The organism is Lentzea pudingi, assembly GCF_014646255.1.
Classification (GTDB): domain Bacteria; phylum Actinomycetota; class Actinomycetes; order Mycobacteriales; family Pseudonocardiaceae; genus Lentzea; species Lentzea pudingi.
On the sequence record NZ_BMNC01000011.1, the window covers coordinates 72,509 to 93,993 of the forward strand.

Genomic DNA, 21,485 nt, shown 5'->3' on the forward strand with positions numbered 1-21,485 from the left:
TTGACTGTCGTGAAGGACTGCATACTTCGAAGTGTGTGCGCCCACATTCTCGTCGCCGAGGACAACGTTCACCAGGCTGAACTCGTCCGCCGGTACCTGGAGCACGACGGGCACTCCGTGGTCGTCGTGCACGACGGGCGGGCGGCGATCGACGAGACCCGGCGCCGCAACCCCGACCTGCTGGTCCTCGACGTGATGATGCCGCTGGTCGACGGCATCGACGTGATGCGCGCCGTCCGGTCCGAGTCGGACGTGCCGATCGTGCTGCTCACCGCGCGGTCCACTGAGGACGACGTACTGCTCGGGTTCGACCTGGGCGCCGACGACTACATCACCAAACCGTTCCGGCCACGGCAGATGGTCGCGCGGGTGCGGACGATCCTGCGCCGCACCGGCCGTGCGCGCGAGACGAACGCCACGGTGCTCAAGGTCGGCGATCTGACCGTCGACCCGATCCGGCACGAAGTGCGCATCAAGGACGAACTGGTGAGCCTCACGCCCGCCGAGTTCCGCCTGCTGGCCAAGATGGCCGCGCAACCGCACCGGGTGTTCACGCGCGAACAGCTGCTGGAGGACGGGTTCATCACCGCACGCACGGTCGACGTGCACATGATGAAACTGCGCCGCAAGATCGAGCAGGACTCCCGCCGGCCGGAACGACTCCTCACCGTCTACGGCATCGGATACAAGCTCGTATGAAAAGCCTCCTCGTGCGGTTCTTCCTGTTCTCCCTGGTGATCGCGGCCTGCTCGATCGCCGTGACGGCGTGGCTGGCGAGCCAGGCGACGACGGGCGCGATCCGGCAGGAGCAGGGTGACGCGCTCGAGACGGACGCGCAGATCTTCGACGAGCTGGTGCGCTACGCGGCCACGCACAGGGACTGGGCGGGCGCGAAGTCCGATGTGGACGGTATCGCGCAGAAGTACGGCCGCCGCATCGCGCTGACCGACGGCAACGGCACGACGCTGGTCGACACCGGCGGCGAGAACGCGCCGCAACTGCCGATCACCCCCAAGGCACTGGTCGACCCGTTGAACGTCAACGGGAAGATCGACCCCAGGGCGGTCGGGCCGTTCAAGCTCAACGACGAGGAGTACCGCACGTTGCACGCCTACGCGGACCAGCTCCTCCAGTGCGCCAGCAGCATCACGCTCGTGGAAGCGCCCAACGGACGGCCGCGGCTGTCCAATCTCGGGCCCGGCGAGCTCTCGACCTGGGACGACTGCTCGGTCGGCTACCGGCTCTACACGCTCACGGTGACGGAGAAGGCCGCGTACGGGCAGCTCCAGGCGCTGTTCACCGCATGTCTCGACGAGCGCGCTCCCGGCGGCAGGAACTACGGCAAGTCACTCAGTCCCAACACCTTCGACTGGGAGATCACGACCGTCGACAACTCGCCGCCGGAGGTGGTGGCGTGCATGGACACCGCACGGCGCGAACAGCTCAGGCCGTACGTCGCGGCGCCGGCGCAGCTGTTCCTCACCTCACCGACCGGTGAGGAGCCGATGGCGATAGACCTCTCGACCACCGGTGCCACCCGGATCACACTGGTGGCGCTGGGAATTCTCGCGCTCGCCGGGTTCGCGTCGTGGGTCACCGCCACCCAGCTCGTGCGGCCGATCCGCGCTCTCACCGCCGCCACCAAACGCACGGCCGAAGGTGATCGGACGGCGCGGGTCGACGGTGGCGCCGGCGAGATCGGTGAGCTGGCCAAGTCGTTCAACGCCATGTCCGAGAGGCTCGCCGAGACCGAACGGCAGCGCCAGGCCATGGTCAGCGACGTCGCGCACGAGCTGCGCACGCCGCTGGGCAACATCACCGGCTGGCTGGAGGCGACGCAGGACGGGCTGGCCGAGCCGGACCCCCACCTGATCGACATGCTGCTGGGGGAATCCCTTCTGCTGCAACGGCTCGTGGACGACCTGCACGACCTGGCGCAGGCCGACGCGGGCACGCTCCGGTTGCACCCCGAGCCGATCGCGCTGGACGACGTCGTGGACCAGGTCGTCAACGCGCAGCAGAACCGCGAGATCCTGCTGCGCGCCGAGACCACGCCGGTGCACCTCAGCGCGGACCCGGTGCGGCTGCGGCAGGCACTCGGGAACCTCGTCGCGAACGCCGTGCGCTACACCCCGCCGGGCGGCGAGGTCGTCGTGAAGCTGTTCCCGTGGCAGGACAGGGCGATCCTCGAGGTCACGGACACCGGCACCGGCATCGCGCCGGAGGACGTGCCACACGTGTTCGACCGGTTCTGGCGGGCGGACAGGTCCCGCAGCCGCCGCACGGGTGGCAGCGGGCTCGGGCTCGCGATCACGCGGCACCTGGTGGAGGCCCACGGCGGCACGGTGTCGGTGACGAGCACGCTCGGCGAGGGCTCGACGTTCCGGATCAGCCTGCCTTCGGCATGAGGCCGAGCAGGTCCACGTTGATCATCCCGGCGGCCTGGGCGCCCTGCGCGGCGGCGACGATCACGATGGCCGTCGGGTCCGTCACGTTTCCCGCCGCGTAGACGCCGGGCACGCTCGTGCGTCCCTTGTCGTCCGTGCGCACGAACGGGCCTGCCATCGTCTCTGCGGTTTCGGCACCCAACGCCAGCAGGAACTCGTCACGCGGTTTGACCGGTGCGGAGTACACGAGCGCATCAGCCGGCACTCGCTTGCCGTCGGAGATCACCGCGACCAGCCGGTCGTCCTCGACCTCGACGGCGTCGACCGACGGGACGTGCGTGACGTCGTCGGACCACTGCCGGACCAGCGCGACCTTCATCTCCTCGCCGAACACCACGAGCTTCTGGTCGCGGACCTCGTACCCGTGGCAGTACGGGCAGCCGAAGACGTCCCGGCCCCAGCGTTCGCGCAGGTTGTCGGGCACCTCGTCGACCAGGCCGGTCGCGAACAGCAGGCGCTGAGCGTGCACCGTGCGTCCGGTGAGCTCCACCGCGAACCCGTCGTCGAGCTTGGTCACGCCGCGGACCTCGTCGTTGACGATCTCTCCGCCGTAGCCCTCGACCTCGGCCCGTCCGTGCTTGAGCAGTTCCAACGGCGAGAGGCCGTCGCGAGAGAGGTAGTTGTGCATGTGCGCGGCCGGGGCGTTGCGCGGCTCGGCACCATCGACCACGAGCACGCTGCGGCGCGCCCTGGTCAGCATCAGGGCAGCGCTCAGTCCGGCCGCTCCCCCACCAATGATCACCACTTCGTACGTCATGGTTCGAGAGTGCGGTCGACAGTCCAGTTTTGGCAAAGTAAGTTGCCGTTATGGCAACAACCGTGGGGCAACGGCTCGCCGCGCTGAGGGCCGAGCACGATCTGACGCTGGCGTCGTTGTCCGAGATGACGGGTATCTCGAAGTCGACGCTGTCCCGCCTCGAGACCGACCAGCGCAAGCCGACGCTGGAGCTGCTGCTGCCGTTGTCGCGGGCGTACCAGGTGTCGCTGGACGACCTGGTGGGCGCGCCCGAGGTGGGCGACCCGCGCGTGCAGATGAAACCGCGCGAGCTCGACCACGGCCGCGTCGGCATCCCGCTGACCAGGTCGATCGGGCCGCTGCAGGCGTGGAAGATGATCCTTTCCGACGCCGACCTGCACGAACCGCGCGTGCACGAGGGCTACGAGTGGTTCTACGTGCTGAGCGGACGGATCCGGCTGCGGCTCGGCGACAAGGAAGTGGTGCTGCGGGCGGGCGAGGTCGCCGAGTTCGACTGCCGCCAGCCGCACGCGTTCTGCAGCGCCGACGGCCGGCCCGCCGAGATCCTCAGCCTGTTCGGCAAGCAGGGCGAACGCATCCACACCCGCGCGGCGCCGCCCAACAGGTCATAGTGGAGGCATGTGCCGAAACATCCGGGTGCTCCACAACTTCGAACCGCCCGCCACGTCCGACGAGGTGCAGGCCGCTGCCCTGCAGTACGTGCGCAAGGTGGGCGGGGCGGCGAAACCGTCCGCGGCGAACCAGGCCGCGTACGACAAGGCGGTCGCGGCCGTCGCCGCGGCGACGCAGGAACTGCTCGACTCGTTGGTGACCACCGCGCCGCCCAAGGACCGCGAGGTCGAGGCGGAGAAGGCGAAGGCCAGGTCCGCGGAGCGGTACGGGCGTTAGGGCCTGTGTCGAAGTCCCGTGCGACGAGAGTCGCGCCTGAGGTGGTTCCTGGCGGTGCGGCCCTAGTTCTGCGCGCGGGTGTCGAGGTACATGCAGATCAGCTTGGCCGCGACGCCCGCGGAGCCGACGATGAAGGCCTGGTCGGGCCCGAGCGTCACGGCGATGGCCCACAGCAGGAGCGCGATCAGCACGAGGATGACCGTCACCTGCACCGCGTGCGGCCAGTGGCCGGGATGGGCCCGCCACCTCTCCAGCTGCCGCGGCTGCGGAACCTCGACGTCACCCGCTCTATCGGGTGAACGCTCCGCCTTGACCGCCATCGTGCTCCCTCGCCGTGATTCCTCCTGACGAACTCCATTCTCCTGAGTTGATCTTTCACGGAGTGTTACTTCCGCTGGTCTTGCGGTGAGCGTTCGGTGAGCGTCGGCGAACGGCAGACGAACGGTCATCCACGCGATCGGTTGCCGGTTCGTCACCGTCCGTTTACCGATTGCGATCTAAATCGCAACTCTGCGTGTCACCCACTCGGGTGGCCGTTAGACGCAAAGTGACGGTTACGCCGTTCAGAGCAGCGCCGTTTTTGTCAGACCCCTTCGATAACGTCAGGTGAAGCTCGCGGTACGAGGGGAGAAAACGTTGCCGGACAACAACGTCAGCGTCACCGCACTGTCGTTCACCGAGTACGTCATGAGCGGTCAGCGTGGACGCATCAACATCGTGTCGGAACAGCGGGGGATGTACCTGGCCGCCGACACGCGGGTCTGCGGGTTCTACAACCCGATCCGCGACGCCATGCGCCGAGCGGTCAACTCGACCGAGCCCGAGATCGAGCTCAAGAAGGCGATCATGAACGCCAACCGCACGGGGCAGCCGCGGGCGTTCGAGGAGATCGCCGACGGCTTCCTGCCCTGGCTGGCGTCGTTCAAGGCGACGGGGGTGCCGGTGGAGGGGGCCACCTACCGCGCCGGCGAGCTGACCCTGAAGGTGCGGCCGCACCTGGGGCTGCGCAAGAAGGACGGCACGACGTACGCGGTGCTCGTGCACACCAAGGAGGCGCCGCTGACCAGGGAGGCGGCGAACGTCGGGCTGCGGATCCTGCAGCACACGGTGGCGGACACGCTGCCCGGTGCCGTTCCGATGGTGCTCGACGTGCGGCGCGGCAAGGCGTATCAGATGCCCGCGCGCACGAACCTCGGGAAGCTCGACGTGCTGATCGCCGCCGAGGCGATGGGGTACGTGACGCACTGGAAGCTGTCCGGCCTGTTCGAGTCCGTCCAGGTCGGGTAGGGGGAAGGCGACGCGGTCCGCCTGGGGGGCCGGGCCGTGTCGCGGGACCCGCACCACGGGGGAAGGGGCGTCGGGGGCGAGGGCCTTCTCAGGTCGCTCAGGCAAGAGCCGAAGGGTGCGCCCGGGATGGTGAGGGCGGAGGCCGGAGAGCACCTGGGGTTCGCGTCTCCCGGCGATTCCACGACCGGAGCGAGCGGTCCGATCAGCAGGTCTTGAGCAACGCCGCCAGCGCGTCGTGCTCCGGCTGGTCCACCGTCAGCTTGTAGGTGATCTTCACCGAGATCCAGTGCCGCGCGTACGCGCACCCGTACGCCGCGACCGGCGGCTTCCACTTCGCCGGGTCCTGATCACCCTTGGAACGGTTGGACTTCGCGGTCACCGCGATCAGCTGGATGCCGCCGAGGTCGTTGGCGAACACCTTGCGCTCGTCGTCGGTCCACTTGTCGGCGCCCGACCGCCACGCTTCGGCCAGCGGCACCGTGTGGTCGATGTCGACCTCGGCGGCCTCCTTGATCACCACACCGTCGTAGACGCTGTTCCAGGTGCCCGAGGTCGCCTTGCAGTCCTTGTCCGTCTTCACGTCGGCGCCCTGGCGCTGCAGCACGATCTCCCTGGTGTCACAGGAGTTCCCCTGCGAGGCCCAGTGCGGGAAGCGGTCGCGGCTGTAGCCGGCCATCTTGTTCTCCGGCGCGATCTTCAGGGCGGCGAGGTCCGCCGATCCGGTCGGAACGGGCGCGGGCGTCGTGGGCGGATTCTCCTGCGACGACTGGAGATTCGTGAGGTACCAGCCCACTGCCACCAGCAGCACGAAGACCACCAGTGACGTCACCGCCGCGCGATTCATGCGCCCATGATCGACCATGCTGATCACGGGCCGGTCACCCGGCCCGCGATCAGCGCGTCGGGGCTACGGGCGCGAGGTCAGGTAGCCGCCCATGTGCTTGAAGTACTCGTGCGCCTCGAGCTCGGTGCCGTCAGCGGTGCGAACCTTCTTGACCAGCAACGCCTTGCTGGTGCCGCGTCGTGCCTCGGCCCCCGCGACGATCGTCACGCCGTCGCCCTCGCGGTAGAAGATCCGGCCGGGGGTGCCGCCGTAGACCTCGGCCGAGACGTCCGCCTCGATGATTTCCAGGCGCTGGCCGCGATGGAAGCAGAACGCGCTCGGGTACGGCGCACACTGCGCGCGCACCAGGCGGTCCAGCTCCTCGGCGGTCCACGTGAAGTCGATGCGCAGGTCTTCCTCGGCGCGCTTGTGGAAGAACGAGGCCTGCGAACGGTCCTGCTTCTGGAAGTCGGTGCGGCCGGACGCGATCTCGGCGAGGCCGTCGACGGTGATCGGGCCGAACAGCTCCAGCGTCTTCTCGAACAGCACCGCCGTCGTGTCGCGCGGGCCGACCGCGACCGAGCGCTGCAGCACGATGTCGCCGGCGTCGAGCGTGTCGTCCATCATGTGCGCCGTCACGCCGACTTCCTTCTCGTCGTTGAGAAGCGCCCAGATCAACGGCGAGAAGCCCGCGTACTTCGGCAGCAACGAGTCGTGCACGTTCAACGTGCCGTGCTTGGGCAGCGCGAAGACCTGCGGCGGGATCCAGGTCCGCCAGTTGCAGGCGACGATCACGTCGGGCTCGGCGGCGGCGAGCGCGTCGAGCAGTTCCTGGTCCTCCGGGCGTTCGCGGACCAGGACGTCGACGCCGTTCTCGCGGGCCAGGTCCTCGACCGAATCGCTCCACACCTTCTCGTACGCGCCCTCACCCTTGGGGTGGGTCACCACCAGGACGACCTCGTGCTCGGACGCCAAAAGTGCCTGCAGGGTGCGATGACCCCAGGTCTGGAACCCGAACATGACGACCCTCATGGGTGGTGTCCTCCTTCACTCCGGTGCGATACGGTCAGGCTAACCTAACTGACGGCTTGCGAAGACAGCTTAGGCTTCCCTAAGTTAGGTGCTCATGCATCCGATCTACGACATCGTCGGCATCGGGTTCGGTCCCTCGAACCTGGCGCTCGCCATCGCTCTCACCGAGCACAACGAGCAGGCCGAAACCCCTGTCACGGCGGTGTTCCTGGAACGCCAGGAGGCGTTCGGCTGGCATCGGGGCATGCTCCTGGACGACGCCACCATGCAGGTGTCGTTCCTCAAGGACCTGGTCACCATGCGGAACCCGACCAGCCGCTTCTCGTTCCTGTGCTACCTCCGGGACCGCGGCCGGCTGATCGACTTCGTCAACCACAAGAACCTGTTCCCGCTGCGCGTCGAGTTCCACGACTACTTCGAGTGGGCCGCCGCCCAGGTCGACGACGTGGTGTCCTACGGCACCGAAGCCGTTGCCGTGGAAGCGATCCAGGACGACCTGTTCGAGGTGACGGCGGCCACGGGTGACGTGTACCACGCCCGCAACCTCATCTTCGCCACCGGACTGCGCCCGACCGTGCCCGAGGGCGTCACGCTGTCGGACCGCGTGTGGCACAACAGCGAGTTCCTGCACCGCGTCGGCGAACTGGAGAACCCGAAGCGCTGCGTCGTCGTCGGCGCCGGGCAGAGCGCCGCGGAGGCCGTGGCGTACCTGCACCGCGAGTTCCCGGGCGCGGAGGTGTGCTCGGTGTTCTCCCGCTACGGCTACTCCCCCGCGGACGACAGCTCGTTCGCGAACCGGATCTTCGACCCCGAGGCCGTCGACCACTACTTCGACGCCCCGGACGCCGTGAAACGGCGGTTGATGGACTACCACCGCAACACCAACTACTCCGTGGTCGACGTCGACCTGATCGCGCAGCTCTACCGCACCGCGTACCAGGAGAAGGTGCTCGGCACCGAGCGCCTGAAGATGATGAAGATGACCCGGCTCGTCGCCGTCGAGGAGTCCGCGGACGGCGCACGTGCGGTGGTCCAGTCGCTCGTGACCGGCGAGCAGGAGTTCATCGACACGGACCTCGTGCTGCTCGCGACCGGGTACGACGAGGCCGCGCCGATGCTCGGTTCGCTGGAGCCGACCTGCCAACGAGACGAGGCGTCTCGTCTCGTCGTGGGCCGCGACTACCGCGTGCAGACGTCGTTGCGCGGCGGCATCTACCTGCAGGGCGGCACCGAGCACTCGCACGGCATCACGTCGTCGCTGTTGTCCAACGTCGCGGTGCGCTCGGGTGAGATCCTGGCGTCCGTGCTGACGAACACTCCCGTGCCGGTCCTCGCGACCGCGTAGAACTCACGGAGTGGAACTAGATCTCAAGCTGACGGGCTGCCGGGCCCTCACGATGGACCCGGCACGCCCCGCCGCGCACACGATCGGCATCTGGCAGGGCCGCATCGCCGGACTGGACGAGCAGGTCACCGATCTGCCCGCCGCCGAGACCGTCGACCTCGGCGGCGCGGTGGTGCTGCCCGGTTTCATCGACGCCCACACGCACCTCGCGTGGAACGGCCGCCGCACGATCGACATCACCGGCCTGACCACGGTCGCCCAAATCCTCGACCGCCTCACCACCCCCGGCACGGGCTGGATCGAGGCGTCCGGTTACGACCGCCGGATCATGGACCACCCGCTCACCGCACTTGATCTCGACCGGATCAGCGGCGACAGGCCGGTCTACGTCGCCGACCTCTCAGGCCACGCGTGCGTCGTGAACTCACGAGTGCTGAAGCAACTCCCGGGGATCGAAAGCGACGGCTGGCTGACCGAGAACGAGCAGCTCGCCGCCCGCACGTTGCGACTGCCGTACTCGCTCGACGAGATCACCGCCGAACTGCACGAGAGCGCGCGGCAGGTGCTGTCCGAGGGCATCACGATGTGCGCGGAGGCGGGCATCGGCGCGGGCCTGATCGCCAGCAGCCCGCTCGAAGCCGCCGCCTACCAACGCGCGAAGCTGCCGATCCGGGTGCAGCTCATGGTGTCCGCGCACGTCCTGCACGACGTGGCCGCCGCACCGTCCGACGGCATTCCACGCGCGATCGACCTGGGCCTGCACACGGGCTTCGGCGACGACATGCTGTCGTTGGGAGCCATGAAGCTGTGGACCGACGGCGGCATGATGGCGCGCACGGCAGCGTTGTCCGAGCCCTACCAAGGCACGAACTCCTCAGGCCAGCTCGCCGAGTCCGAGGAGCTCATGCGGGCCGCGATCATCGACGGCCACCACGCCGGCTGGCAGCTCGCGATCCACGCGATCGGCGACCGAGCGATCGACTTCACCTTGGACGCGGTCCAAGAAGCACAACGGCAACGCCCACGCCCCGACGCCCGCCACCGCATCGAGCACTGCGGCCTCGTCCGCCCCGAACAGCTCGCCCAAATCGCCGCTCTCAGCATGATCCCGGTCATCCAGCCGACGTTCCTGCACGCCTACGGCGACGACTACAGCGAGATCATGGGCGAACGCCGGGCCCCGTGGATGTACCGCGGCCGCTCGTTCCTCGACCACGGCATCACCGTCGCGGGCAGCTCCGACCGCCCGGTAGCGGACGGAGCCCCGTTGCGCGCCATCGAGTTCATGGTGAACAGGAACTCCTCGAGCGGCAGGCCGATCGGCCCGGACGAGGCGATCACCGTCGAAGAAGCGATCCACGCCTACACGCTCGGCAGCGCCTACGCGTGCCGCAAGGAGCACGTGCTGGGCAGCCTGACGCCGGGCAAGCTCGCGGACCTCGTGGTGCTCGGCGACGACCCGCGCACGAGCGACGCGATCGCGGACGTCCCGGTGCTGGCCACGATGGTCGGCGGCACCTTCAGCTTTCAGCGATCTTCTTGATGGCCGCCAGCCGCTGGTCCCACTGGGAGGCGAGCGAGGCCATCCAGGTGGCGGTGACGTCGAGCGCGCCGGACCGGACCGAGAAGTTGTTCTCCCGCCCGACGCGCTCGGACGCCACCAGCTCCGCCTTCTCCAGCACACCCAGGTGCTTCACGATGGCCTGCCTGCTCACCGGCAACTCGGCGGCGAGCGCGGACGCCGACACGGCCCCCTTCGCCGCGACCAGGTCGAGGATCCGCCGGCGCATGGGATCGGCGAGCGCGGCCAAGACGTCGTCGACCTGACTCACTCGCACACCCTTCTGCAACCGGACGGTTGCAGAACAGGCTACTGCAGGTGGAAGGTCGCGGCCAACGTCGTCAGGCGGTCGGTGATGTCGGCGTGGACGTTGGCACGACGAACCCAGTTCTGGCTGCCGGACGACGCGGACGGCAGCGCTCCGAGCGGCGCGACCGCGTCCGTGACCCCGTACTCCAGCCGGTACGCGAGCACCGCGATCGCCGACTCGAGCCAGAACGACGGGTCCGGCGTCGGGATCTCGCCGAGCCCGACCCGGAACCACACGGGCATCCGCGCGTACTGCCCGAGCGCCTCGGAGATGCGCCGCGCGGCCGCGTCCTTGATCTCGCCACGAGCCTTGTCCCCGGCGAGCACGGCCTCGGTGCGCCACTCCTCCCCGACGGCGTCCTCGTCGGCCTCCAGCCGCTCGGCGGCCCGTCGCGCGCTCGCCTCGTTCGCGTTGATCAGCCACTCCATCTGGCGAACCTCGTGCGACAACGCGTCCCGCTCGAAGCGGGGAACCCGCCCACTGTCCAGTTTGGACCGGGCGTCGTCCCGCCGCGCCTTGAGCCCGTCGAACTCGAGCACCTCCTGCCGGAGGTCGACGCGAGCGGGATCGGCGAGGATCTCCTGCTCGGCGTCCCACGCCTTGCGCAGGGCCTCGACCAGCGGCTCGACGTCACCGGACACCGCGTCGAGGTCGGCCAGCGGCCCGTCCCCGGCACCGGACAACCGCCGCTCCAGCACCGTCAGCCGAGCCGTGACGCGCTCGAGTTCGGCCGAGAGCTGACCGACGTGACTGATCAACGTGGCGACCTGCGGCTCGACCACGTCGAGCCGTTCCTTCTCCGTGGGCACGCGACCAGCGAACCGGACACTGAGGATCCGCAAAATGGGTACCCGCCGAATACACGCATTGGAGGCGTGGTTCCGCCCGGCCGTGGAACCACCCTCACGCACCGTCACAACATGGGTGAACCCGGACAAAACGAGGTATTAATAGAAAATGGCGACCTCCGTTACTGAGACCGAACGCAAGTACGAGGCACCATCGGACGCGAGTCTGCCGGACCTCACAGACATCACCGGCGTGGCGACCGGCCCGGAAGAGTTCGACCTCGAAGCCACCTACTTCGACACGTCCGACTACCGCCTGGCCCGCGCGGGCGTGACCCTGCGCAGGCGCACCGGCGGCTCCGACGAGGGCTGGCACCTCAAGCTCCCAGCGGGCGAAGACTCGAGGCAGGAACTCCGAGTCCCCCTGGGCAAGGCCACGAAGAAGCCCCCGAAGGACCTCTCCGCCCTGGTCCGCGCCCACACCAGGGGCCAGTCCCTGACCCCGGTGGCCGAGATCCGCACCAACCGCCGCCGCTGGCAACTGAGCAACGACACCGGCGAGATGCTCGCCGAAGTCGTCGACGACGTGGTCACCGCCCAGACCATGGGCTCCTCGACCACGACCACGAGCTGGCGCGAGATCGAGGTGGAACTGGGCGAAAGCGGCGACCGCGAACTCCTCGACACCGTAGAACGCCACCTCGGCGACGCAGGCATAGTCCCGTCGTCATCAAAATCCAAGCTCTCCCAGGTGATCGGCGTGAAGCGAGACGCGGGCCCCACCCTGGGCAAGAAACCAACGGCAGGCGACGTCGTGCTCGCCTACCTCTACGAACAACGAGCAGCACTCCAGAACCAGGACCCCCGAGTCCGCCGCAGCGAGGACGACGCAGTCCACCAGATGCGAGTGGCAACCCGCCGCATGCGCTCGGCCCTCCAAGCATTCAGCAAGATCATCGACCGAGACGAAACCCGAGCCCTCACAGAAGAACTGAAGTGGCTCGCCTCAGTCCTCGGCACCTCACGAGACCTGGAAGTACTCCACGAACGCTTCGAAACCGCCTTGCACGCCCTCCCACCAGAACTGGCGCTGGGCGACGTGGCAGCCCGCATGACCCGCTACTTCGCACCACTGGAAGCCAAGGCGCACCAGGACTCCGTCGCAGCCCTGGACAGCAAGCGCTACTTCACCCTCCTCAACACCATCGACACGCTCCTCACCGCACCCCCTCTCACACCTCTGGCGGCAGACAAGGCAAAGGACGTCCTCCCCCGCCTGGTGGAAAAGGCCCGCCACCGCCTGGACGTCCGAGTGCAAGCGGCCCTGTCCGCCAACAACAGCGACGAGCCCTTGCACGAGGCCCGCAAGGCAGGCAAACGCCTCCGCTACTCGGCCGAGGTGGCAGAACCGGCCCTGGGCAAACACGCCAAGGCGCTGCGCAAGCGAGCAAAGGACGTCCAAACCCTCCTGGGCGACCACCAGGACTCGGTAGTAGCACGCCCAGTACTGCTGGAACTGGGCAGGGGAGACGAAAACGGCTTCACCTTCGGCCTCCTCTACGGCCAAGAGGTAGAGCTAGCACACAAAACAGAAGCAGCACTCCCAGCCCTATGGCACAAGCTGAGCAAGGAACACCTCTAACACCTGATCACGCGATGCCGCAGGCGAGCCGTCTTTACCAAGCGCACTGGGTGGGGTGGCTTCGTCACGAGTCGTGCCATAGCTCTTGCTGCATGCAAGGAGGGGTGTCAACTCGACACGCTTTTCGTCGAGTTGACACCCCTCCTTGCATGTGGCCCGCTCTTGGCTCGGCTCGTGACGAAGCCACCCCACCAACGCAACCAGACCAAGCAACCGGCAGCCGCCCAAAGCAACAGGCGTGCCATCTACCCGCGAGCGGCGTGGACCCCGGCTTTGGATCAGATTGGCGGGGTCTGGGGCGGAGCCCCAGAGGCATTGGTCTGGACCTTGACACAGAAACCCGCCCCCTGCAACGGTGACTGAACGCCGCCACCACCCTCGCGCACCTCGGAGGACAGGCGTGACCCCAACCCGACTCCAGACGGCCCTGGCGGCCCTGGTGATCGCCGGATCAGGAGTGCTGGTGACCAACACAGCCGAAGCGGCACCCCCAACCACTCTCCAGGAACTGGTCCCTCAACCGGCCCAAGTCCAGCCCCGCCCGGAAACCTTCACCCTGACCCCACAGGCCAAGATCCAACTGGCCACGCAGACCGCCCGCAAGCCAGCAGAACTACTGGCCGGCATCCTCCGCAAGTCCACCGGCTACCCCCTCCCGATCACCGACAAAATCACCGGCGACGGCATAGTCCTCACCGCAGGCGCAGACCAAAGAACGGGCCCAGAGGGCTACCAGTTGGACGTGACCCCGAACCAGGTGGTGATCCGAGCCAACTCAACGGCAGGCCACTTCAACGGCATAGCCACCTTGCGCCAACTACTCCCGCCAAAGGCCGAAGCACCCACCAAACAACCGGGCCCGTGGCAGGTCCCAGGCGCAAGCATCCTGGACCACCCGAGGTACCACCACCGAGGCGCCATGCTGGACGTCTCCAGGCACTTCTTCACCCCAGCCCAGGTGAAGCGCTACATCGACCAAATCGCAGCGTTCAAAATCAACTACTTCCACCTCCACCTGAGCGACGACCAGGGCTGGCGCCTCGAAATCAACTCATGGCCAGACCTGACCAAGATCGGCGGCAGCACCGAAGTAGGCGGCCGAACGGGCAACCTCTTCTACACCCAAGCCGAATACAAGGACATCGTCGCGCACGCCCAATCCAGGGGCATCACCACGATCCCGGAGTTCGACATGCCGGGCCACACCAACGCGGCCCAGGCCAGCTACGCCAACCTGAACTGCGACAACAAGAAGCGCCCGCTGTACACCGGCACCGAGGTCGGCTTCAGCTCCCTCTGCATCAACAAGGACATCACCTACAAGTTCGTGGAAGACGTCATCAAAGAGGTCTCCGCGATCACCCCAGGCCCGTACCTGCACATCGGCGGCGACGAGGCCCTCTCAACACCAGACGCGGACTACACGACGTTCATGAACCGCGTACTCCCCTTGATCAAGAAGTACGGCAAAACCACGATCGGCTGGCACGAGTTCGTCAAGACCACCACGGACACGACCACGATCCCGCAGTTCTGGGGCACCACAACGACAGACGCGAACGTGGCCGCGGCAGCCAAGCGGGGCAACAAGATCCTGATGTCCCCGGCGAACAAGATCTACCTGGACATGAAGTACAGCAAGGACACGAAACTAGGCCTCGACTGGGCAGGCCTCGTTGAAGTCAAGGACGCCTACAGCTGGAACCCAGGCGCCTACCTGAACGGCGTGTCAGAAGCCAACGTCCGAGGCATTGAAGCTCCACTCTGGACGGAAACGATCAAATCCTCGGCAGACATCGAGTACATGGCGTTCCCCAGGCTCCCAGTAGCAGCAGAGCTGGGCTGGTCCCAGCCCAACATCCACAACTGGGACAGGTTCGCCCCACGCCTGGCAGCCCAAGCCCCGCGCTGGAAGATCCAGGGTGTCAACTTCTACCCGAGCCCCCAGGTCCCCTGGAAGCGCTAGAAGTACCCCTGCCCCCGGTCGGAGTAGCTGACCAGCAGGTGCTTCACCCGCCGGTACTCGGCGAGCACAGCAGTGTTCGCCGGGTACGCGAAGTAGTTGTTGACCCACACCCGCTCAGCCCGCAGATCCTGACCGACGTTGTGCGCAAGCGCCACATCGCGGCACCAAATACCGGCACCAAGCTGCGCAACAGCCTCGTTGGCGATCTTCACAGCATCGTCACGGTCGTCAAACCGAGTCACCGAAACAACAGGCCCAAGCACGTCCTCCGCGAACACCGACGAACGATGGTCACCCTCGAAGATCGTCGGTTGCACAAAAAGCCCGGAAGCCTCCCCACCCAAAACCAGCCGCGCACCCTCAGCCTTCCCACGCTCCACGTACGCAAGAACCCGATCGCGTTGCGCAAGACTCACGACAGCCCCGACCATGGTGTCCGTGTCGAGCGGGTCCCCCATCCGCAACGCCCGCGTGCGCTCGGTAGCGAGATGCAGCAGCTCCTCATAAACAGCGGTCTGGATCAACGCACGCGACGGAGCCGTCGCAATCTCCCCCTGGTTGGCCGCGAACATCGCGAACCCCTCCAGCGCCTTGTCCAGGAAGCTGTCGCGCTGCGCCGTGACGTCGCAAAAGAAGATGTTCGGGCAACGCCCAGCCACCGCAGGGTGGTCGTCCGCCCCAGTGACGACGTTGACAACACCAGGCGGCAACAGGTCGGCGATGACCCCCATCAGGACATGGATCGAAGCCGGCGTCTGCAGGGCGGGCTCCAGCACCACCGCGTTGCCGGCGGCCAGCGCGGGCGCGAGCACGCGGCAGGCGTTCATCAGCGGGAACGTCCACGAGATGCGCTCGTGCACGACGCCGAGCGGCTGGAACGAGCGGTAGTCGTACGAGTGGCGGCCGAGCTGCTCGACCTCGCCGACCTCGGCGCGGATGACGGCGGCGAACTGGCGGAACAGCTCGATCAGCATCGGGACGTCGGCGACCAGGGCCTCGCGGACCGGCTTGCCGTTGTCCCAGGTCTCGGCGACGGCGAGCTCGGTCGCGTGCTCCTCGATGCGGTCCGCGATCTCGCACAGCACTGTGGCGCGCTCTCGCGGCGTGGTGTTCCCCCACGCGCGTGCGGCGCCACTGGCCGCGTGCATCGCACGGGCGCGGTCGGCGTCGGTACCGCGGGCGACTTCGGTGAACACCTCGCCGGTCAACGGCGTGATGTTCTCGACGTACTCGCCGGTTACGGGCGACACGTAGTCGCCGCCGATGAAGTGGTCGTACCTAGCCCGGTACGCGACCACGCTGCCGGGCTGACCCGGTGCCGCGTACTGCGTCATCTTTCGACTCCCTGCCAGAGATGGCCCACCCGATACCAGAAGTGGGGGAAGTGAGAAAGTAGGCAGCAGAACGTTGCATGCTCGTTGCAAGCCGTGGATGGATCAGTGACCCACGAACCCGGGCAACACGCACTGTTGCTGAGTCGAGTCAGAGATGCCGTGTTGAGTGGTACTCACACGGTTGATTTGCCACGCTCAGTGATTTCCGCGTCGTGGCAACGGTCACTCGCCGCCAACGTCGATCCCGACCTGCACACCGCGCCGACGGTGTTCGCCGCCGACGAGCTTTCCGACCTGCGTGAACGGCACCCGCTGCACCCGACGCTGCCGTTGCTGCGCGAGACGCTGCTGGGCTTCGCGGAGGAGGCCGGGCACATCATGATCGTCGCGGACGCCCAGGGCCACGTCCTGTGGTGCGAGGGCTCCAAGCACACCCGAGGCAGCGCCGAGGAGGTCGGCCTGGCTGAGGGAACGCTCTGGTCGGAGGGTGCGGCGGGGACGAACGGCATGGGCACCGCGCTGGCGGTGAACTCCCCCGTCACGGTCCACTCGGCCGAGCACCTGGTGCGGACCTACCACCACTGGACGTGCGCGGCGAGTCCCATCCGGGACCCCGACACGGGCACCACGATCGGGGTCGTCGACCTCAGTGGCCCGATCGAGACCGTCCATCCCTCGATGGTGGCACTCGTCTCCGCGTCGGCCCGGCTCGCCGAGTCGGAGATGCTCGCGCGGATGCACGCCCAGGACGAGGAGCTGCGGGCGCGCAACATGCGGCACCTGATCGCGTTGCGCGGCGAACCCGGCGCGCTGCTCAGCTCCACCGGCCGGGTCGTCGCCGTCGAGCCGTACGGGCTGCTGCCCTCACGCGTCGACGTCTCCTCCGACCGCGTCGTGCTCCCGGACGGCCGCGAGGCGGTGCTGGAACCGCTCGCCCACGGCTACCTGCTGCGCATCCCCCGGCAGCGGCACGTCCGGCGCAGCGTGCTGTCGCTGTCGTTCCTGCTGCCCGAACCCAAGGTCGTGCTGGACGGCCGCGAGGTGCCGATCTCGTTGCGGCACGCGGAGATCCTGGCCGCGCTGACGTTGCAGGGCAGGCTGACGGCCGACCAGCTCGCGCTGCGCCTCTACGGCGAGCGCGGCAACCCCACGACTGTGCGCGCCGAGCTGCACCGGCTGCGCGCCCAGCTGGGCCCGGACGTGCTCGCGACCAGGCCCTACCGGCTCACCGCCGACGTCGAGACGGACTTCCTGGCGGTGCGGGCCGCCCTCAAGGACGCGGATGTTCCCCTGGCCACGAGCAGGTACCGCGGCTCGCTGCTGCGCCGCTCCGAAGCACCGGTCGTGCTGGCCGAACGGGACGACCTGGCGACCGGTGTGCGCAAGGCCGTCCTGTCCCGTGGCGACGCGAACGCGCTGTGGACGTTCACCCAGACCGACTCGGGCGAACACGACGTGGAGGCGATGGAACAGCTGGTCAGGCTGCTACCGCCGGACGACGTCAGGCTCGCCATCGCCACCGCCAGGCTCAGGAGACTCAGTCAGGACGATTGACAAGAGTCTTAATAACTGAATATCTTCCCGACTAAGAGACTTAGTAGGGGAGGGTGTCATGCGCGTACTCGTCATCGGAGCGGGGACCGGTGGGCTGTGCCTGGCCCACGGGCTGAAGAAGGCCGGCGTGGACGTGGCGCTGTTCGAACGCGACCGCACGCCGCGCAGCATGCTGATCGGCTACCGGGTCGGGATCAGTCCGGACGGGAGCAAAGCGCTGCACAGCTGCTTACCCCCGGACGTGTTCGCCGAGTTCGTCCGCACCACGGCCAGGCCGCCGAGGCACATCGTCATGCGGACGGAGAAGTACAAGGAACTCCTGGTCGGCGAGGTCGCGACGGACCGCGACGACAGCCGCAGCGAGAAGTCGGTCAGCCGGATCGCGATGCGCACAGCGTTGCTCGGCGGACTGGACGACGTCGTGCGGTTCGACAAGACGTTCCGGCACTACAGCCGCAACGACGACGGCACGGTCACCGCGTACTTCGACGACGGCACGTCCGAGACCGGTGACGTGCTGGTGGGCGCGGACGGCGCGCAGTCCAAGGTGCGCAAGCTGCGCCTGCCGGACGCGAAGGTGGTCGACACCGGCATCACGTCGATCGCGGGCAAGCTGCCGCTGACCGAGGAGAACGCGAAGCTGCTGCCTCCGCTGGCCGACGGCGGCATCACGCTGCTGTTCGGCACGCGCGGCGAGTTCGTGATCATCCACGTGATGCGCTTCGACGGGACGGGTGTCGAGGACGACTACATCATGTGGGGCTACGCGGCCGCGCACGACAAGTTCCCGGACATGAAGGGCATGAGCCAGGCCGAGCTCAAGCAGGTCGTGCTGGCCATGACCCCGAAGTTCCACCCGGACCTGCGCAGGCTCTTCGAGCTGGCCACACCGGAGACCGTGTTCCAGATCAAGGTCCGCACGTCCGAGCGCCCGCAGCCATGGCAGCCGGACAACGTCACGATGATCGGCGATGCGGTGCACCTCATGACGCCCGGTCGTGGCATCGGCGCGAACACGGCGTTGCGGGACGCGGAGTTGTTGTGCCGCAAGCTCGTCGAGGCCCACCACGGCAAGGACGCCATGCAGGCGATCGGCGAGTACGAGCGGGAGATGGTCGAGTACGGCTTCCAGGCCGTGGAGGCGTCGCGCGAGATGATGGACGGCACCAGCCTGATCCACAAGCCCGTGATCGGACGGGTCGCGGCGGCGTTCTCGCGGACCTTCCTGCGCGTGACCAACGCCGTGCCCGTGCTCAAGCGGAAGATGCTGGCCGAGGACGCGGCGGAACGTGATCACGTAAGTTCTGCGCATGAGGTTGTTCACGCCCGGTGAGGTCGTGGTGCGGCGTGAGGTGCTGCACGGCAAGGTCTGGTCGGAGATGCCGACCAGGGTGGTCGTCGACGAGCCGGGACTGCTCGCGGTGTTCGTGGAGCCGGGCACCCGGCTCACCTACCCCGACCACCACCACCCGCACCCGTGGGACAAGCCCGACCGCGGTTTCTGGCGCGGTCACGGCAAGCTCATGCTGCACCGCCCGCAGGACGCCTACTCCGTCGACCTGTTCTGGAAGGGCGAGGACAGGGCGTTCGGCAACTACTACCTGAACCTGCAGGCGCCCTACCGCCGCGTCAAGGACGGCTTCGAGACCCTCGACCACGCGCTCGACTACACCCTGGCGCCGGACGGCACGTGGGCGCAGCGCGACCTAGACGAGTTCGAGGAGCAGGTCGCGTCGGGCAAGTACTCCGCGCGGGAGGCCGAGGAGATCAGGGCCCAGGCGCTCGAGATCGAGAAGATGCTGGCGTCCGGCGAGATCTGGTGGGACACGGCCTGGGCGGACTGGCAGCCGTGAAGGTGCGGCCACTGACCTTCGACGCGCTCGTCGCCGTGATCGTCGACCAGGTGTCGGAGCTGGACGGGCGGGTGCGCGTCCTGATCGACGGCGCGCCCGCGGCCGAACCCGGCAAGCTCGCGGACGCCGTCGTGGAGCCGTTGCGCGCCTTGGGCCGCTCGGTGCGACGAGTGTCCCTTGAGGACTTCCTGCGACCGGCATCCGTGCGGCTGGAGCACGGCCGCACCGACTCGTACTCCTACCGGCACGACTGGTTCGACTACAAGGGCCTGCAACGCGAGGTGCTCGACCCGGCGGTGGACGGCAGGGTGCTGCCGTCGCTGTGGAACGCGGCGACCGACCGCGCCAGCCGCGCCGAGTACGTCGACGTGCCGGAGAACGGGGTCGTGCTCGTCGACGGCACCCTGATGCTCGACCGCTGGCTGCCGGCCGAGCTCACCGTGCACCTGTGGCTCTCCCCCGGCGCTCTCCGGCGCAAGACCGCGGAGGAGTGGACGCTGCCCGCGTTCGACGACTACGAGCCGGTGGCCGATCTCTTCGTGCGCTACGACCACCCCGAACGGCCCGGTCTGGTCGAGGCGTGAACCCGATCTCCCCCTGCGGACATAGGCGGGGCAGAGAGGAGGGTCCGTGACCGACGAAGAACTCTGGGGGCAGGTCCGGGCCGGTGTGAGCGAGGCGTTCGGGCAGCTGTTCGAACGCCACTCTCAAGCCGTGTTCGCCTACTGCCTGCGCCGCACCGGTACATGGGCGGTCGCCGAGGACCTGGTGTCCGTGGTGTTCATGGAGACCTGGCGCAAACGCACGTCCGTCACCGTGGAGGACTCGCTGCTGCCATGGCTGTACACCGTCGCGCTCGGCGTCACCCGCAACCACCAGCGCGCCCGCACGCGATACAGGGCCGCTCTGGGCAAGGTTCCGCCGCAGCACGCGGACGATGACCACGCCGATGACGTGGCACGGCGCGTGGACGCGGAGGCCAGGACTCGGGCGGTGATCGCGGAGCTGCGGAACCTGCCCGCCGGGGACCGGGAGGTGCTGGAGATGTCCGTGTGGTCGGACCTGACCCAGGCGCAGATCGCCCAGGTGCTCGGCATCCCGGTCGGCACGGTGAAGTCCCGACTCGCTCGCGCGCAACGCACCGTGCGTGGCGCCCTGGTTGAGGAGGCACTGTGATCAAGCCCGACATCCCGCAGATGGACCCGTTGCGACTGCAGGTCCGCAAGCACGCGCTGCTGAACGAGATCAGCTCGAAGCCGTCCCGCCGCTGGTGGCGCTTCGCGGTGCCCGCGACAGCGCTCGTGGCCGCGGTCGCCGCGGCGCTGGTGCTGTGGACGCCGACGACACCGGACGCCTACGCCTCCTGGACCGCCGAGCCGAGGGCTCCCGGTGACGTGGAGCCCGTGCTCGCGAAGTGCCGGGAGCGACTGGACTGGCACGACGAGCACGGCAAGGAGGAGAACCTGCCGGACTGGCCGTCCGCCCCTCGTGAGGTGTCGGTCGTCGATCAGCGCGGGAGCATGACGCTCGTGCTGTTCACCGGCCCGGAGGCGACGATGGAGTGCGTGCACACGCCGGACGGTGTCGGCATGACCGGTGGCGGCACCTCCAAGGGTCTCGAACCGCTCGGTGACAAGCTGTTCCGTTCGTACGGCGCAAGCATGCATTCAGAACGGGACGGCAGCAGGCCGATGCGCATCCTCACCGGCCAGGTCGACCCACGGGTCGGGAAGGCGGTCCTCGACACCAGGGACGGCCTGAAGGTGACGGCGACCATAGGCAAGGGCTGGCTCCTCGCGTGGTGGCCGAGCAAGGAGGACGCGACCTCCGTCACCTTGTACGACAAGGCGGGCACCGTCCTGGGGACAGAACCGCTCCCGACTCGGTAGTCTGCAAGG

Annotated in this window: 22 protein-coding genes; 15 read left to right on the forward strand and 7 right to left on the reverse strand. The window is 67.9% G+C overall.

From position 1 onward, the window contains the following. Window positions 1–33 precede the first annotated feature (33 nt). Together IEY88_RS30760 and IEY88_RS30765 are read left to right on the forward strand one after the other, a co-directional pair. The gene (locus IEY88_RS30760; RefSeq protein WP_189158390.1) at window positions 34–699 is read left to right on the forward strand and encodes a response regulator; all 666 of its coding nucleotides are present in this window, start codon (window positions 34–36) and stop codon (window positions 697–699) included. Further along, window positions 696–2,408, forward strand: a complete 1,713-nt coding sequence (locus IEY88_RS30765; protein WP_189158391.1) for a sensor histidine kinase — start codon at window positions 696–698, stop codon at window positions 2,406–2,408. The genes IEY88_RS30760 and IEY88_RS30765 overlap by 4 nt, the downstream gene beginning before the upstream one ends. Here IEY88_RS30765 and IEY88_RS30770 read toward each other — a convergent pair. After that, window positions 2,389–3,204: an NAD(P)/FAD-dependent oxidoreductase gene (locus tag IEY88_RS30770; protein WP_189158392.1), complete on the reverse strand. Its 816-nt coding sequence runs from the start codon at window positions 3,202–3,204 to the stop codon at window positions 2,389–2,391. The two genes, IEY88_RS30765 and IEY88_RS30770, sit on opposite strands and share 20 nt — an antisense overlap. A gap of 50 nt (window positions 3,205–3,254) precedes the next feature. On the opposite strand from IEY88_RS30770, the gene IEY88_RS30775 reads away from it, so the two are divergent. Further along, window positions 3,255–3,815: a helix-turn-helix domain-containing protein gene (locus IEY88_RS30775; RefSeq protein WP_189158393.1), complete on the forward strand. Its 561-nt coding sequence runs from the start codon at window positions 3,255–3,257 to the stop codon at window positions 3,813–3,815. 7 nt (window positions 3,816–3,822) lie between these two features. After that, entirely contained in the window at window positions 3,823–4,092 is a 270-nt protein-coding gene (locus IEY88_RS30780) for a DUF2277 domain-containing protein (RefSeq protein ID WP_189158394.1), read from the forward strand. A gap of 62 nt (window positions 4,093–4,154) precedes the next feature. On the opposite strand, the gene IEY88_RS30785 is transcribed toward IEY88_RS30780, so the two are convergent. Continuing rightward, window positions 4,155–4,412: a hypothetical protein gene (locus tag IEY88_RS30785; RefSeq protein WP_189158395.1), complete on the reverse strand. Its 258-nt coding sequence runs from the start codon at window positions 4,410–4,412 to the stop codon at window positions 4,155–4,157. Between the two features lie 286 nt (window positions 4,413–4,698). Between IEY88_RS30785 and IEY88_RS30790 the strand changes: the two genes are divergently transcribed. Continuing rightward, a complete protein-coding gene (locus tag IEY88_RS30790; RefSeq protein WP_229693935.1) occupies window positions 4,699–5,379 on the forward strand; it encodes a hypothetical protein in 681 nt (226 codons plus the stop codon). A gap of 202 nt (window positions 5,380–5,581) precedes the next feature. Here IEY88_RS30790 and IEY88_RS30795 read toward each other — a convergent pair whose 3' ends face one another. Then, window positions 5,582–6,223: an HNH endonuclease family protein gene (locus tag IEY88_RS30795; protein ID WP_189158396.1), complete on the reverse strand. Its 642-nt coding sequence runs from the start codon at window positions 6,221–6,223 to the stop codon at window positions 5,582–5,584. A gap of 63 nt (window positions 6,224–6,286) precedes the next feature. Further along, entirely contained in the window at window positions 6,287–7,234 is a 948-nt protein-coding gene (locus tag IEY88_RS30800; protein WP_189158397.1) for a methionyl-tRNA formyltransferase, read from the reverse strand. Window positions 7,235–7,328: 94 nt separating this feature from the next. On the opposite strand from IEY88_RS30800, the gene IEY88_RS30805 reads away from it, so the two are divergent. Beyond that, window positions 7,329–8,579, forward strand: coding sequence for a lysine N(6)-hydroxylase/L-ornithine N(5)-oxygenase family protein (locus IEY88_RS30805; protein ID WP_189158530.1), 1,251 nt, complete (start codon window positions 7,329–7,331; stop codon window positions 8,577–8,579). Between the two features lie 10 nt (window positions 8,580–8,589). Continuing rightward, window positions 8,590–10,122, forward strand: a complete 1,533-nt coding sequence (locus IEY88_RS30810) for an amidohydrolase (protein WP_229693937.1) — start codon at window positions 8,590–8,592, stop codon at window positions 10,120–10,122. Here the strand turns inward: IEY88_RS30810 and IEY88_RS30815 are convergent. Both IEY88_RS30815 and IEY88_RS30820 read right to left on the reverse strand, forming a co-directional pair. Continuing rightward, window positions 10,100–10,411, reverse strand: a complete 312-nt coding sequence (locus tag IEY88_RS30815) for an ArsR/SmtB family transcription factor (RefSeq protein ID WP_189158398.1) — start codon at window positions 10,409–10,411, stop codon at window positions 10,100–10,102. The genes IEY88_RS30810 and IEY88_RS30815 overlap by 23 nt on opposite strands. 38 nt (window positions 10,412–10,449) lie before the next feature. Continuing rightward, window positions 10,450–11,259: a hypothetical protein gene (locus tag IEY88_RS30820; protein ID WP_189158399.1), complete on the reverse strand. Its 810-nt coding sequence runs from the start codon at window positions 11,257–11,259 to the stop codon at window positions 10,450–10,452. Window positions 11,260–11,407: 148 nt separating this feature from the next. On the opposite strand from IEY88_RS30820, the gene IEY88_RS30825 reads away from it, so the two are divergent. Together IEY88_RS30825 and IEY88_RS30830 are read left to right on the forward strand one after the other, a co-directional pair. Continuing rightward, window positions 11,408–12,880 carry a CYTH and CHAD domain-containing protein gene (locus tag IEY88_RS30825; RefSeq protein ID WP_189158400.1) on the forward strand — a complete coding sequence of 491 codons (1,473 nt, stop codon included), beginning with the start codon at window positions 11,408–11,410 and terminating at the stop codon, window positions 12,878–12,880. 400 nt (window positions 12,881–13,280) lie between these two features. Continuing rightward, window positions 13,281–14,846, forward strand: a complete 1,566-nt coding sequence (locus IEY88_RS30830; RefSeq protein ID WP_189158401.1) for a beta-N-acetylhexosaminidase — start codon at window positions 13,281–13,283, stop codon at window positions 14,844–14,846. On the opposite strand, the gene IEY88_RS30835 is transcribed toward IEY88_RS30830, so the two are convergent. Beyond that, the gene (locus tag IEY88_RS30835) at window positions 14,843–16,180 is read right to left on the reverse strand and encodes an aldehyde dehydrogenase family protein (RefSeq protein ID WP_189158402.1); all 1,338 of its coding nucleotides are present in this window, start codon (window positions 16,178–16,180) and stop codon (window positions 14,843–14,845) included. The genes IEY88_RS30830 and IEY88_RS30835 overlap by 4 nt on opposite strands. 105 nt (window positions 16,181–16,285) lie before the next feature. On the opposite strand from IEY88_RS30835, the gene IEY88_RS30840 reads away from it, so the two are divergent. From IEY88_RS30840 to IEY88_RS30865, 6 genes are read left to right on the forward strand one after another with little or no spacing between them, the layout of a single operon-like run. Next, complete coding sequence (locus IEY88_RS30840; protein ID WP_505744127.1) at window positions 16,286–17,734, forward strand: GAF domain-containing protein; 1,449 nt, start codon at window positions 16,286–16,288, stop codon at window positions 17,732–17,734. Between the two features lie 58 nt (window positions 17,735–17,792). Continuing rightward, window positions 17,793–19,067 (forward strand): FAD-dependent oxidoreductase, encoded by a 1,275-nt coding sequence (locus IEY88_RS30845; protein ID WP_189158404.1) that lies wholly within the window; start codon window positions 17,793–17,795, stop codon window positions 19,065–19,067. Continuing rightward, window positions 19,045–19,587: a ribonuclease FAU-1 family protein gene (locus tag IEY88_RS30850; RefSeq protein WP_189158405.1), complete on the forward strand. Its 543-nt coding sequence runs from the start codon at window positions 19,045–19,047 to the stop codon at window positions 19,585–19,587. The genes IEY88_RS30845 and IEY88_RS30850 overlap by 23 nt, the downstream gene beginning before the upstream one ends. Next, window positions 19,554–20,171, forward strand: a complete 618-nt coding sequence (locus IEY88_RS30855; protein ID WP_229693939.1) for a nucleoside/nucleotide kinase family protein — start codon at window positions 19,554–19,556, stop codon at window positions 20,169–20,171. The genes IEY88_RS30850 and IEY88_RS30855 overlap by 34 nt, the downstream gene beginning before the upstream one ends. A gap of 46 nt (window positions 20,172–20,217) precedes the next feature. Then, window positions 20,218–20,763 carry an RNA polymerase sigma factor gene (locus IEY88_RS30860; protein WP_189158406.1) on the forward strand — a complete coding sequence of 182 codons (546 nt, stop codon included), beginning with the start codon at window positions 20,218–20,220 and terminating at the stop codon, window positions 20,761–20,763. Next, window positions 20,760–21,476 (forward strand): hypothetical protein, encoded by a 717-nt coding sequence (locus tag IEY88_RS30865; RefSeq protein WP_189158407.1) that lies wholly within the window; start codon window positions 20,760–20,762, stop codon window positions 21,474–21,476. Before IEY88_RS30860 ends, IEY88_RS30865 begins: the two co-directional genes overlap by 4 nt. The last annotated feature ends 9 nt before the right edge of the window (window positions 21,477–21,485 follow it).

What these genes read in the sequence shown, in the direction of transcription:
- IEY88_RS30850 (WP_189158405.1), top strand. Translation starts at nt 19,045, where the DNA reads ATGAGGTTGTTCACGCCCGGTGAGGTCGTGGTGCGGCGTGAGGTGCTG.
- IEY88_RS30825 (WP_189158400.1), top strand. Translation starts at nt 11,408, where the DNA reads ATGGCGACCTCCGTTACTGAGACCGAACGCAAGTACGAGGCACCATCG.
- IEY88_RS30770 (WP_189158392.1), bottom strand. Translation starts at nt 3,204, where the DNA reads ATGACGTACGAAGTGGTGATCATTGGTGGGGGAGCGGCCGGACTGAGC.
- IEY88_RS30780 (WP_189158394.1), top strand. Translation starts at nt 3,823, where the DNA reads ATGTGCCGAAACATCCGGGTGCTCCACAACTTCGAACCGCCCGCCACG.
- IEY88_RS30835 (WP_189158402.1), bottom strand. Translation starts at nt 16,180, where the DNA reads ATGACGCAGTACGCGGCACCGGGTCAGCCCGGCAGCGTGGTCGCGTAC.
- IEY88_RS30805 (WP_189158530.1), top strand. Translation starts at nt 7,329, where the DNA reads ATGCATCCGATCTACGACATCGTCGGCATCGGGTTCGGTCCCTCGAAC.
- IEY88_RS30775 (WP_189158393.1), top strand. Translation starts at nt 3,255, where the DNA reads ATGGCAACAACCGTGGGGCAACGGCTCGCCGCGCTGAGGGCCGAGCAC.
- IEY88_RS30765 (WP_189158391.1), top strand. Translation starts at nt 696, where the DNA reads ATGAAAAGCCTCCTCGTGCGGTTCTTCCTGTTCTCCCTGGTGATCGCG.
- IEY88_RS30800 (WP_189158397.1), bottom strand. Translation starts at nt 7,234, where the DNA reads ATGAGGGTCGTCATGTTCGGGTTCCAGACCTGGGGTCATCGCACCCTG.
- IEY88_RS30845 (WP_189158404.1), top strand. Translation starts at nt 17,793, where the DNA reads ATGCGCGTACTCGTCATCGGAGCGGGGACCGGTGGGCTGTGCCTGGCC.
- IEY88_RS30795 (WP_189158396.1), bottom strand. Translation starts at nt 6,223, where the DNA reads ATGAATCGCGCGGCGGTGACGTCACTGGTGGTCTTCGTGCTGCTGGTG.
- IEY88_RS30785 (WP_189158395.1), bottom strand. Translation starts at nt 4,412, where the DNA reads ATGGCGGTCAAGGCGGAGCGTTCACCCGATAGAGCGGGTGACGTCGAG.